Annotated in this window: 12 protein-coding genes; 4 read left to right on the forward strand and 8 right to left on the reverse strand. The window is 59.1% G+C overall.

Features of this window, described 5'->3' with window-relative positions; translation table 11 throughout:
• Positions 1-34: 34 nt before the first annotated feature.
• The 4 genes from msrA to HHJ17_RS16305 all read left to right on the forward strand — a co-directional run bounded on the left by msrA (position 35) and on the right by HHJ17_RS16305 (position 3,028).
• The gene (gene msrA, locus HHJ17_RS16290; RefSeq protein ID WP_296502793.1) at positions 35-577 is read left to right on the forward strand and encodes a peptide-methionine (S)-S-oxide reductase MsrA; all 543 of its coding nucleotides are present in this window, start codon (positions 35-37) and stop codon (positions 575-577) included.
• 205 nt (positions 578-782) lie between these two features.
• A complete protein-coding gene (locus HHJ17_RS16295) occupies positions 783-1,439 on the forward strand; it encodes an OmpA family protein (RefSeq protein WP_296502796.1) in 657 nt (218 codons plus the stop codon).
• 122 nt (positions 1,440-1,561) lie between these two features.
• Positions 1,562-2,305 carry a hypothetical protein gene (locus HHJ17_RS16300; protein WP_296502798.1) on the forward strand — a complete coding sequence of 248 codons (744 nt, stop codon included), beginning with the start codon at positions 1,562-1,564 and terminating at the stop codon, positions 2,303-2,305.
• A gap of 117 nt (positions 2,306-2,422) precedes the next feature.
• Positions 2,423-3,028, forward strand: coding sequence for a hypothetical protein (locus tag HHJ17_RS16305; RefSeq protein ID WP_296502801.1), 606 nt, complete (start codon positions 2,423-2,425; stop codon positions 3,026-3,028).
• Positions 3,029-3,132: 104 nt separating this feature from the next.
• Here the strand turns inward: HHJ17_RS16305 and HHJ17_RS16310 are convergent, their stop codons facing one another.
• From HHJ17_RS16310 to HHJ17_RS16345, 8 genes are all read right to left on the reverse strand, one after another.
• The gene (locus HHJ17_RS16310) at positions 3,133-4,794 is read right to left on the reverse strand and encodes an L-lactate permease (RefSeq protein WP_296502803.1); all 1,662 of its coding nucleotides are present in this window, start codon (positions 4,792-4,794) and stop codon (positions 3,133-3,135) included.
• Between the two features lie 300 nt (positions 4,795-5,094).
• Entirely contained in the window at positions 5,095-6,297 is a 1,203-nt protein-coding gene (locus HHJ17_RS16315; RefSeq protein ID WP_296506496.1) for a ferritin-like domain-containing protein, read from the reverse strand.
• A complete protein-coding gene (locus tag HHJ17_RS16320) occupies positions 6,275-7,141 on the reverse strand; it encodes a PhnD/SsuA/transferrin family substrate-binding protein (RefSeq protein ID WP_296506498.1) in 867 nt (288 codons plus the stop codon). Before HHJ17_RS16320 ends, HHJ17_RS16315 begins: the two co-directional genes overlap by 23 nt.
• 10 nt (positions 7,142-7,151) lie before the next feature.
• Positions 7,152-8,270 (reverse strand): acyl-CoA dehydrogenase family protein, encoded by a 1,119-nt coding sequence (locus tag HHJ17_RS16325; protein ID WP_296506500.1) that lies wholly within the window; start codon positions 8,268-8,270, stop codon positions 7,152-7,154.
• 327 nt (positions 8,271-8,597) lie between these two features.
• On the reverse strand, positions 8,598-9,263 hold the full coding sequence (locus tag HHJ17_RS16330) for an ATP-binding cassette domain-containing protein (protein WP_366557552.1): 666 nt from the start codon (positions 9,261-9,263) through the stop codon (positions 8,598-8,600).
• A 10-nt stretch (positions 9,264-9,273) separates the two neighbouring features.
• Positions 9,274-10,158, reverse strand: coding sequence for an EamA family transporter (locus tag HHJ17_RS16335; protein WP_296506502.1), 885 nt, complete (start codon positions 10,156-10,158; stop codon positions 9,274-9,276).
• A gap of 72 nt (positions 10,159-10,230) precedes the next feature.
• Positions 10,231-10,956 carry a DUF3047 domain-containing protein gene (locus HHJ17_RS16340; protein ID WP_296506505.1) on the reverse strand — a complete coding sequence of 242 codons (726 nt, stop codon included), beginning with the start codon at positions 10,954-10,956 and terminating at the stop codon, positions 10,231-10,233.
• A gap of 109 nt (positions 10,957-11,065) precedes the next feature.
• A complete protein-coding gene (locus tag HHJ17_RS16345; RefSeq protein WP_296502825.1) occupies positions 11,066-11,986 on the reverse strand; it encodes a metal ABC transporter substrate-binding protein in 921 nt (306 codons plus the stop codon).
• Positions 11,987-11,998 lie beyond the last annotated feature (12 nt).

Below are 11,998 nucleotides of genomic sequence, written 5' to 3' on the forward strand. Positions count from 1 at the left end.
CGATTGGACCACTCGCAGTGAACGGAGATTCCCCATGTCAGATACCCTTCAAACCATCACCTTGGGTGGTGGCTGCTTCTGGTGCCTTGATGCTGTATTTGTCCGGGTTCGCGGCGTGGAGGATGTCGAGTCGGGTTACAGCAACGGGCAGACCGTGCAGCCCAGTTATGAGCAGGTTTGCACCGGCACCACGGGCCACAATGAGGTTGTGAAGCTGGTGTTTGACCCGGCGCAGATCAGCTTGCGTGAAATCCTTGAGATTTTCTTTGTCATTCACGACCCGACCACGCTGAATCGGCAGGGGCATGACAGCGGCACCCAATACCGCAGTGGCATTTATTTTTCAACCCCGGAACAGGAAACGATTGCCCAGGACCTCGTTCGTGAGCTGAACCAGAGTGGGGTGTACAGCCAGGCCATCGTCACCGAGGTTTTGCCGCTGACCAACTACTGGCCGGCCGAGAGTTACCACCAGGACTTTTTTAAAAAAAATCCGGGCCAGGGCTACTGCGTTGCCGTAGCCGCACCCAAAGTGGCAAAGTTTCGCAAGACCTTTGCGCGTTTGGTGCGGGATTGAGCCATAACTTATTTTGTTTGCCGGGGCTGGTCCGCCGCGTCAGCCAAGGCCCGCAAGGGCCTTTCTGCTGTGGTGGCTGTTGATCGCGTCGCTGTTCAACGGCCTGGTACTGACAGTACACTTTGCGCTGATTACTTGCTGCAGCACAGAGAAAGCGGCAAACTACGTCATCACAAAACACTTGAATCAACCTTAAGGACGAACCATGAAAACACTCGCATCACGTAGTAGCACCATCGTTTTAAGCCTTAGCGTTACGGCTGCCTTATTGGCCAGCGGCTGCGCCGACATGACGCCGGCGCAGCGCAGTGCCGCCATTGGCGGGGGAGTGGGTGCCTTGGCCGGCGTTGCCATTGGCGACAGCCGGGAGTCTGCGGCCATCGGTGCCGGGGTTGGGGCGCTGGGTGGTTACATCTGGTCCACGCAGATGGCCAAGAAGAAGGCAGCCATGGAGCAAGCCACTGCCGGCACCGGTGTGGGGGTAACGCAGACGGCCGACAATCAGCTCAAGCTGAACATTCCGAGCGATATTTCGTTTGACACGGGCCGATCCAACATCAAGTCGAATCTGCAGCCGATCCTGGACCAGTTTGCGCAAGGCTTGAACAGCCAGCCCAATACCGAGATCCGTATCGTCGGACACACTGACAGTACGGGCTCCGAGGCCACGAACAACTCGCTGTCGGTCAATCGCGCTGCCAGCGCGCGTGACTACCTGGTTTCACGCGGCGTGGACGGACGTCGTATCCAGATTGATGGCCGTGGTGAGCGCGAGCCGATTGCTGACAACAATACCGATTCTGGACGCGCCAAAAATCGCCGTATCGAGATCTATCTGGCAGAGCGTGCGGTTGCCCGTTAACAATCGGCAACTTACATCCCAAAAAGGGCTGCGGCCCTTTTTTTACGACCTTAGCTTGCAGAGGTGGCAAAGCACTGGGTCTTCTAAAATAGCTCTCTTTGCCATTACCTGCCTGCCTCGCCATGAATATCACGGTTAACGAAGAACTGCTTGCCTACATCGACCCCCTGACCCCCGACGAACACGACGCCCTGGAGCGTAGCTTGCTGGCCGAATGCTGCCGTGACGCCTTGGTGTTGTGGGGTGATGTGCTGGTAGACGGGCATAACCGTTATGGCATTTGCAGCAAGCACGGCATCCCTTTCAATACCGTGCAGAACAGCCGATTTGAGTCCATTGACGATGTCCATTTATGGATGATTGACCAGCATCTGGGGCGGCGCAGCGTGTCTGATTTTCAGCGTGGTGTGTTGGCTTTGCGCAAGAAGGACATCCAGGCCTCGCGCCAGCAGCAGTCGCAGCCGCTGAGTGAGCCGCCCGTTGCGGGAGCCAAGGCGCCGGAACCCTTGATCACTCGCGACGCCATCGCCAAGGCAGCGCGCATCAGCAGCAATACCATCAGTCAGATCGAAAAAATCCAGAAGTCGGCCACGCCCGAACTGGTGGCGGCCGTGAAGTCAGGCACGATTTCCATCAACGCGGCGGCCACCGTGGCCTCCTTGCCCGTTGAAGAGCAGGTGGCCGCCGTGGCCGGGGGGAAGAAAGAGCTGCAACAAGCCGCCCGGCAGGTACGCGAAGCCAAGGCCGGGGCACGCTTCGAGCCGGAATCGCCTGAAGGCGTGATTGCGCGACTCAAGCAAACGATCACAGAACTCAGTGCCGAGAACGCGGAGCTCCGGGCCCAGTTGGCGGCGCTGACTGCCTGATTTTTCTGATGCTGGACGGGGTGGTCACCCTCCGGCCCCAATAGTCCATCACATCGTCATCAAACGGCGACGCAGTCAATGCGTCATTTGCATACTCAAACACCCCTATACGTTGTCATGGAAACATATATTTTGCTGATGTTGACCGCCTTTGGCGCCTACACGCTCAAGTCGAAAGACCAAAATCGGCGCATTGCCTTGTTGGGAAGTCATCTCGGGCAGCACCAGATTGAAAAACTGATGGAAAGTCTGACGGACGGCTACTTGCGGGCGTTGGGGGAGTCGAATCCAGACCGGCAGGCGCAAGTCTGGAATTTGTTGACAACTTCCGAGACCGTGCTCTGTGAGCAGTTCAACCGCTTTGTCACGGATTTTTCCAAGATTGAAGAAGCAGATGCTCGCGTGAGTAAATTTGCCATAGCCATCCCGTATGCCGACAAGCTTTTTCCGAGTGCCACGTTTGACCTGCGTGAAGCCCTGCGCATTCATGCGCAAGGGATCACCAATGCCGCGAACAGCAGCCTCAATCAAACACCCAAAAGCAAAGCCTTCACGATGTCCGCCGAACTGTTTTTGATGCAGCACACTTGCCACTGGTTTTGCAGATCAAAAACCGTGGCCTCGGCACGAATGATGGCTCGACACAAAACATCGTATGACCAACTGCTGGCATCTGTGTCCCCTGCGACGCGTAACGCTTATTGCGCCTTGATGGGGCGTTGAGCACGACTGCTTGGAGTCCGAGTCGCCCATGACCGGCGAATCGACTGATTGAATCAAGATGATTCCGCGCCGGCGCGCAGCCGGGCGGAACTGGGTTCTTTATGTCAGTGAACGACCATCAGCGTGAAGGGGAATACATAAGCCTGCAGCGTGACAAGGATGCCCACCAGACAGGCCAGCGCGATCGAATGGAAGAACACATAGCGCAGGATGTCGCCTTCATGGTTGAACCAGCGCGTGGCGGTGGAAGCGACCACAATCGACTGGGCGTCAATCATTTTGCCCATGACGCCGCCCGAGCTGTTGGCCGCGCCCATCAGGTTGGGCGACAAGCCCAACTGATCCGCCGCTACCCGCTGCATGCCGCCGAAGAGCACGTTCGAGGCGGTGTCGGAACCGGTCATCGCCACGCCGAGCCAGCCCATCAAAGTACCAAAGAACGGATAGAACACGCCGCTGTTGGCAAAGGCCAGACCCAGCGTGGTGTCGGTGCCCGAAAAGCGGGTCAAGGTACCCAGACCCAGCATCAAGACAATGGTCATCAGCGAATAACGCACCAGCCAGAAGGTGCGGCCAAAGGAGCGCACGATCTCCATCGGTTTGTATTTCATGACCAGCGCGCCGATGATGGCCGCCAGCAAAATGCCGGTGCCGGTGGCTGACAGCAGATTGAGTACATAGACTGCGGCCTCAGGATGCGGCGTCGGCACTACCGGGGGCATCTTCATGATCAGGTTATGCAGGCCATCGATCGGGAACTTGGGGGCGAAAATGTTGTTCAGGAAGTTCTTCACGGGCGGCAAGCCCCAGACAAACACGAACACAGTCAGGATGGCCCATGGCGTCCAGGCTTGAATCAGCTCAGCGCGCGAGTATTTCACAATAGCCACCGGCGCCTTGGCCTCGCCGCCGTCGGTCTCGTGACCCTTCAAGTTAGGGGAGGTCCAGATTTTCTTGGGCTGCCAGACGCGCAGGAACAGGATCAGCGAAACCATCGAGACGATGGCCGCAATGATGTCCACCAGTTCCGGGCCGATGAAGTTGGACACCAGGTATTGCGGGATGGCAAACGAAAGACCCGTGACCAGAATCGCGGGCCAGATCTCCATCATGGCCTTGCGACCCGCAAAGGCCCAAATCAACCAGAATGGCACCAGCAGCGAGAAGAACGGCAGTTGCCGCCCAATCATCGCGGTGACTTCCATCAGGTCGTAGCCATGGACTTTGGCCAACGTGATGACGGGCGTGCCCAGTGCGCCGAAGGCGACGGGTGCGGTATTGGCAATCAAACTCAGGCCCGAAGCGGCCAGCGGCGAGAAGCCCAAGCCGATCAAAATACCGGCAGTCACCGCCACCGGGGTGCCAAAGCCTGCCGCGCCTTCAAAGAAAGCGCCAAAGCAAAAGGCGATCAGCAGCAGCTGCAGGCGACGGTCATCGGTAATGCCCGACAGCGAGGCTTGCAGAATTTTGAAGCTGCCGTTTTGCTCCGCCAGTTGCTGCAAGAAGATGATGTTGAGCACAATCCAGCCGATCGGCAGCAGGCCGGTAAAACCGCCATACATGGCCGCCGTACCCGCCATGCTGGCAGGCATGCCATAAGCGAATACAGCCACCAGCACCGCGGCCAACAGACCTAGACCGGCCGCAATGTGCGCCTTGATATGAAGAAATCCCAATGCCACAAGCATCACCACCACGGGCACGGCCGCCAGCAAGGTGGAAATGACCATATTTCCAAACGGGTTGTATACCTGTTGCCAGACCATGATTTTTTTCCTGAACGTTATATTGGGTTGACGCTGGCATGCGAGCGCGCCAGCGGTCGAGTGAGTGGGTAACTCATCGCGAACGAGACTATAGGGGCAAAGTAAGCCTCTCTCAGGTTGAAATTTCTTCAGGCGAGTCCTGACAATAATTCAGCCTTGTCGCGGATCGCAGCCTGAGCTCACGAGTTCAAGATTGCAGTCGTTCCGATCGAGAGTGCAAACAGAACATGCTGAACTATAAAAAACCGCCCCGAAGGGCGGTTTGATACCGTAATGGCAGCGATCGCCGGGTTGGCTTGACTACATGAAGTTGCGCGTATGCAGTGCGGACAGTTGTTGTGCGGTTTCTTTGCCAAAGCCCAGTTTTTCCAGGCGGGCCTGTCGTCCTGCGGCCATGTCCAGCATCAACTCTTGCACCCGAACATAACCGGCGGCAATTGCCGTGGGTGTCAATTCTCCCGCTGCCAGCAGGATCAAGGCATCAAACACTTCTTCGTTTAGTCCGGACGTGCCTGACAGGGCATCGTTGCGTGATTGCACGGCGTTCGCCAAACGGGTCCGGAACTGGGGTTCCTGTTCCAGCCTCGACATTAAATGCATCATGCCAAACGCCACGTGACGGGCTTCGTCCCGTGCCGCCAGCCGGGCAACCTGCCGGGTCACCGGGTCCGGCGCATGGGCATGCAGAAAGTGCAACAAGCTGACGAAAGTACCTTCGCCCAGCACCGACAGCAAAAATTGCGTGATGGAAAAATCAGGCTCATCCAGCAGTGTTTTCAGAGAAGTCTGGCCGCCGGCGGTCGAGAGTGCCGGCTCGCGGCCCTTCAGGCGCAAACGCCGTGTGAAGACGTGGATGTGCCGCGCCTCATCGGCCACCTGAATCGCCAGCAAGGCTTGTACTTCGCGAAAATGCGGATGCAATTGCCCCAGAAAACGTGCCGGCACAATCAAGGCAGCCTCTTCGTTTTCGATCATGTAGGTAAGCACCTGCACCACCGCATCTTCCACGATGTCCGGCAACTCAAAAGGGGCGTCCCAGTCAATGACGGCATCGGGGTTCCATTGCGCCGCCACCGCCTGCTTGTACAGATCGGCGGCGCTGTCGGACCAGACCTCCATTTTTTGATCGAGCCGGAAATGGATGGCAGGTGACCCCGCTTCCACCGTTGCGCCCCGCGCCGCCAAACCCCAGCAAGCCTGGGCTTGCCCGGCCACTGCGCCTTCAACCGTCGGGTCGGCGTGCCCCGTGTGCATGGCACCGCGCCAACGGCCGATTTCGGCCTCGCCCCGCCTTACGCGTGCCACCGTCCGCCCGTCCTGTTTAGACACGGCGAATTGATGCCCTTGACTGCGGCACCAAGCGGACAACTGGGCTTCCCATCCCGGGCAACGGCCGATCACACCGATTTCGTCACCGGGTGGCACGTTCAATAGGCCGTGTTTGACCAATAAATGGGCGCCCGCATCGAGCCCCAAATTTTCAATATCGATAATCGGTAGCAAGGATGTTTCCTTCAGCGTCATAAAACTTTTCGTCGTCGGTCGCCCGAATCAGTAAATCGTAACCACTGGTGCGACCGGGCAGCCAGGTTTTGAGTCCTTCCAGTTCTAGCAGGGGCCGTACCAACGGGTCTTCCCAGCGCATGGCCAACAGCAACTCAGTGAAGCGGGCAATTTTGTCTTCGGGTGCGCCGGGGCTGACGGTGAAGTTGCAGTGATCGTAGATGCCGGTTCGCGCCACGATACGGGTGGCACTGGCCGGCAACAGGCCTTCACGCGAGAACGCTATGTGGTTGCCGTCGATCATCCAGGCCGCATCAATTTCGCCGGCCATCAAGGCCAGTGCTGCCTCGCGTTCGCCGCCAATATGGTCGCCGTGTTTGCCGCCCAGCACGTCGAAGCGTCTGGCCGTGTAATCGCGCCCTGCGATCAAGCCATGTTGGCGCAAATGGTCGAGCGGAATCAGGTTGGCTTGTGGTGAATCGATGGCCCCGAAACCAATGACTTTGCCCGTCAACTGGGCCAATTCGTCCGCCTCTGCAACCGCTGAGTCGCTGCGCACCACCAGCACCGACGTGAGGTCGCAGTCGGTGTCGCGCATCGCCACGGCGCGGGCTGTTTGACCGCGGGCACGGGCCATGCGATCGGCCCGGACCCAGGCCAGCGGCGAGTTCCAGGCGATGGCGATGCTGCCGTCGAATTGCGCTTCAACCTGACGTTCGTAGTTGGAATAAAGAACGTAGTCGAATTCAAAATCAAGACGTCGAAAATACTCTTTAAATCCTTCCCAGATTGTCACAACCTTGGGTGCATAAGCCACGGCACCCATCATCAATGGTGTTGTCATCGTCTGCTCCTTAACCAAACACCGGCATGCCGCACACGGCCTTGCCAATAAAGTCGAACAACACATCGGAAGTGGGCGCCATGATGGAGGCGGCCCGCGCATCGCGGAAGTAACGCTCCACGCCAACATCCTTGCGGAACGCCGCGCCACCGCAGACGCGCATGGCGGTGTCAGTCACCTGCAGGGCGGCTTCTGCCGCCGCCACCTTAACCTGCATCACGCGCAGCATGGCATCTTCACGACCGGCCGCCAAGGCCGCGATCGTGTCATCACGCAAGGTGCGCGCCATATCGGCCTGGATACGGGCACGGGCAATGTAAGCGCGGATGGTGGGCAGATCGGCCAGCGTAGTGCCCAAATGCTCCAGTTTGTTGCCGCTGACATGGGCGCAAGACGATTTGAGTGATGCCTCCATGAGGCCAATCGAGCAGGAGGCGATCAGCGTCGCGAAAACCGGCAGCACCGTGCCGATCATGATGTCAAAGCCACCGCCATCGGTTCCCAACATGGCCGAGTTCGACAGTCGCAGCGACTTGGCGGTCAGCGGCGAGGAGCGATTGCCGCGCAAGCCCATGCCATCGAAAAATTTGGGCTCGCTGAGGCCGGCCAGTTTGCTGTCAACCTGCCATAGGGTGCTGGCACCCGTGGCTGCGACAGGACAGGTTGACCAGACGTAAGAGTTGGCCTCGCCCGCCGATGTCACCATCGTTTTGCTGCAATCCAGGACGACCTCGTTGCCCTCTTGGTGCGCGGAACCAACGGGTGCCCAGAAGTGACTGCGCGAGCCGGTATCGGACCAGGCCAGCGTGGTCAGATGGTGACCCGCCGCAATGTCCTGCCGGGTTGCCTCGTTGCCGAATTTTTCCAGCACGGTGGTGCCGCAATAGTGCATGGTCACCACCATGGCGGTGGAGGGGCAAGCCTCGGCAATCCGTTCCACAACCTGAGCCGCTTCTGCCAAGCCGAGTCCCATGCCGCCAACCGTGCTTGCACTGACCAGACCGAGGAGTCCCGCCTCACCAAGCGCCGTTATGGCGATGCGCGGAAACGCGCTATCACGGTCGGTGGCTTGCGCCGCGGGTGCAATCGTGTCATTCACGATGGCGGCGAGTTTTTGCAGATAAGTCATGGCATCCTTTGGAAAAAAGAGCGCGACCAAGCAGCAGGATAAAACAGACTGGAGTTGGGACGGCTGGGCAAAAGCCCTGCGCAAAATGCGGGGGGATCGAACCAGGTCCGGTTATGCGTTTCGCACCTCTAAATGTCTGCTGACCTGCCCGTTGGCAGCGCTTTGAACGGTACTTTCCATCATGTTTATTCTTCCAACCAGCCACACGCAGGCCGTCTGACCCGATCCGGCTTCTGCTAAAGAAGTGAATTCGGCGTTACGGCGTGCCAGTTGGAAGTCAACACAACAGCAGCGGCAGTTTACCGCGAGAAAGTTGCGCGACAGCAGCTACGGGTGGTCCAGATCAATGATGGCCGCCAGCGGCACCTCGCCTGGCGCATCGTAGTGGGCGACCAGCCATGCTCGGTTCGGGTGGCTTGATGCGTCTGCCAGAAGTTCCAGCACAAAACCAATCGAAGCCTTGTCGAGCGCGGCAAAGGGTTCGTCCAGCAAGGTGACCGTTGCACCCGAGGCAAAGGCGGCGGCCAGCCAGACTTTGCGCTTCGACCCGGTGGACAGCATGTAAAGCGGCTTGTGCAGATGCGGCGTCAGTGACAAACCTTCGATCAACCCGGCCAAGACCTGCTCGTCAAATTGGGGGTAAAGGCGGGGCAGCGACTTGAAGTAGTCGACCGCGCTGAGCTGATCCCAGGTCTCTGACTGCGGGTCGGCCCAGAACACCTGCTGCCGGTAGCACAGTGGCTGATCGCTCAGTCGCATGTCGTTGATCTGCAGGACGCCGGCCTGGGCGGGGAGTTGCCCCGCCAGCAGCCGGAGCAATGTGGTCTTGCCGCTGCCATCGCCGCCACACACCAGCGTGACGCCGGACGGAATGCGCGCAGACAGATGGGTGAACAGTTCGCGTTGCGGGTAGCCGAAACGCAGACCCTCAATGTGCAGAATGGCTGGCGTGGCAGGATGTTCGATGAAACGACCCTCGTGTTGGTTGCGCATGGGCGTCTGCTTAAGCGTTGGTTCGCAGCAGGGCCGCGCGCAGGCGCGGCCACACAACGATCACCACCAGACCGCACAGCACCAGTGCGCCGGCTGCCAGCTTCCACAGGGGCAGCGGCTCACCCAGGGACAGTGCCGAGGCCCCCATGCCGAAGACGGGTACCAGCAGTGCCATGGGTGTGATCGTGGCGGCCGGATGCCGTGCCAGCAGCCAGTTCCACACACCGTAGCCGAACAGTGTGTTGCCGATGGCCTGCCACAGCACGCAGGCCCACACCCCGACGCTGGCGTGCATCACACCCGACGCCATGGCCTGCGGTCCTTCCAGCCACCACGACAGGGCAAATAACGGTGGTACGGCGAACAGGCTGGTCCAGACCATGAAGCCGAGCATGTCGACGCGCCCCACCGTTTTAACCACCATATTGGCGCAGGCCCAGAAAAACGCCGCCGCCAGCACCAGGGCCAGACCCTTGACCGTGAGGGTGGCGTCCAGGTGCGAGGCAATGACGGCCAGCCCCGCCACGGCCAGCATCAGTCCTGCCAGTTGATAGCCCCGGACCCGTTCGCCCAGTGTCAGCAGCGACAAGCCGATGGTGAAGAAGACTTGGACCTGAATGACCAGCGAAGCCAGTCCGGGTGAAATATCGGCGCGCATGGCCAGGAACAGCAAGGCAAATTGCCCCACCCCCAGCAACATGCCAAACGCGGCCAGCTTGTGCCAGGGCACCGCCGGCCGCCGGATAAACAGCAACCAGGGCAGGGCGGAAAAAGCAAAACGCAGCGTGGCAAACAGAAAGGGTGGCAAACCATCCAGTCCCCAGCGGATAACGACAAAGTTGGTGCCCCAGACGAAGACAACGGACAGGGCGAGAAGAAGATGAGAGTAGGACAAAAAGGATGCTCCAGCGGGACGACACAGAGGTGCCCGCCGAGTTTAGCCCGCAACCTTTTTACCCCTACATTTTCATTTGCGAAAGCTGATGTCGCCGAACCAGGTGGTGACGCGCTCATTGGTGTTGTCGGAATCGCTGCCAACGGCAATGCTGGTCACGGCCGGGGCATCAAAGCCGAAAGCATCTCGAAAATCTGCGTACACGTCGCGCGATTCAGTCATCCATTGGCCCACATGCGCCGGCCCGCTTTGCAGGACAATTTTTCGCAGTCGATGGGTGTAGGGGCTCCACGTCTTGTAACCGATGCGGTATTTGTTGTCCCACACGTAACACAGGGCCGCCGTCGGGACCTCGACGCCGGCCACCAGGCGCGCGAGTTTTATTTTGCTGCGATCGGCAAAAGACAGTGATTCCAGCGGGACATCAAAAAACACATACACCCGCGCTGAATGGTCGTCGTCGAGTTTGTCCTCCATGTCCGCTTTGTCCAGCATGCGGTTGACTTTCCAGCGCCATTCCAGCACCGCTTTGCCGCCGCCTGCGGCGTCCGATGCCGGCGCGGTGAGGGGAATGTCAAGGCTGCCAGCGCTGTTGTCGGAATCAACGCGCAGGACGGTCTTGCCTTCATCGGCCACCAGGGAAAAATTATTTCTGGCAATCTTCGGCAGGGTGACGATGCGAAATTCCTTCGGCAACGCCTGCCCCGGGGGCAGCGAAGAAAACGGTGGCGGCACCTCGCCACTCCATGCGAGTATCGAGAACAGCAACAACGCTATCGGTGATAAACGGGTTTTCATGATGGTTGGGGCAATGCTTGATTTTCAGCGTCTGGCGTTGAAGTAATTTTGCCAGCAGTCACGGAGGTTGGCTAGGGGCTGGCGTTTGGTCCGGCGCTGCGGGTTTGCCTCAGTTCTGCTGCATCCCCTGCATCAATTGAGTCACGTTGTGGCGCATCATCTTGAGGTAGCTGGCGCCCGCCTTATCCGGACCGGAGAGGGCGTCCACATACAGCTTGCCGCCAACGGTCACGCCCGTGTCTTTGGTGAGTTGTTCCAGCAGTTTGGGATTGCTCATGTTCTCCACAAAAACAGCCTTGATTTTTTCGCGTTTGATCTGGCGAATCAGAAGCGCCACTTGTTTGGCGCTGGGTTCGGCATCGGTGGACACGCCTTGTGGTGCCAGAAAGGTCAGTTGGTAGTGCTCTGCAAAGTAGCCAAAGGCATCGTGCGAGGTGATGACCTTGCGTTTGTCCTTGGTCAGCTGCGCAAACTGGCTCTTGGCCCAGTTGTCCAGGGTTTGCAGCTCCTTGATATAAGCCTCGCTGTTGCTTTTGAAGGTGGCCGTACCGGCGGCGTCCAGTTGGGTGAGCGCGGCCGCAATGTTGCGCACGTAAAGGATCACGTTCTCGGGGTTTTGCCACGCGTGGGGATCACTCTGGGCGTGCCGGCTGCCGTTCTCGGCGGGCAGGGTGCGGGTCGCCACGCCAAGGGACGCGACCAGCGTGGCGCCCTTGTAGCCGGCGGATCGGGTCAGCTTGTGCGCCCAGGGTTCAAATCCGAGGCCGTTGATAACCAGCAGCCTGGCGTGCAGGATGTTCCTGGCGTCCACGGGCTTCGGTTCGAAGACATGCGCGTCTTCGTCAGGCCCCACCAGGGTGGTGACCGTGACGCGCTCCCCCCCGACGACCCGCACCAGGTCAGCCAGGATGCTGAAGCTGGCGGTCACCGGCAATTTTTCGGCCGCGAAGCTGCTGGTTGGGTGCAGGCACAGTGCGGCCAGAACCACTGAAACCACCGAAGTCAATAATGGGCGTAACAAGCGTGGCATCGAATAGTCCTG

This window comes from Rhodoferax sp. (genome assembly GCF_012927445.1).
Lineage (GTDB): Bacteria > Pseudomonadota > Gammaproteobacteria > Burkholderiales > Burkholderiaceae_C > Rhodoferax.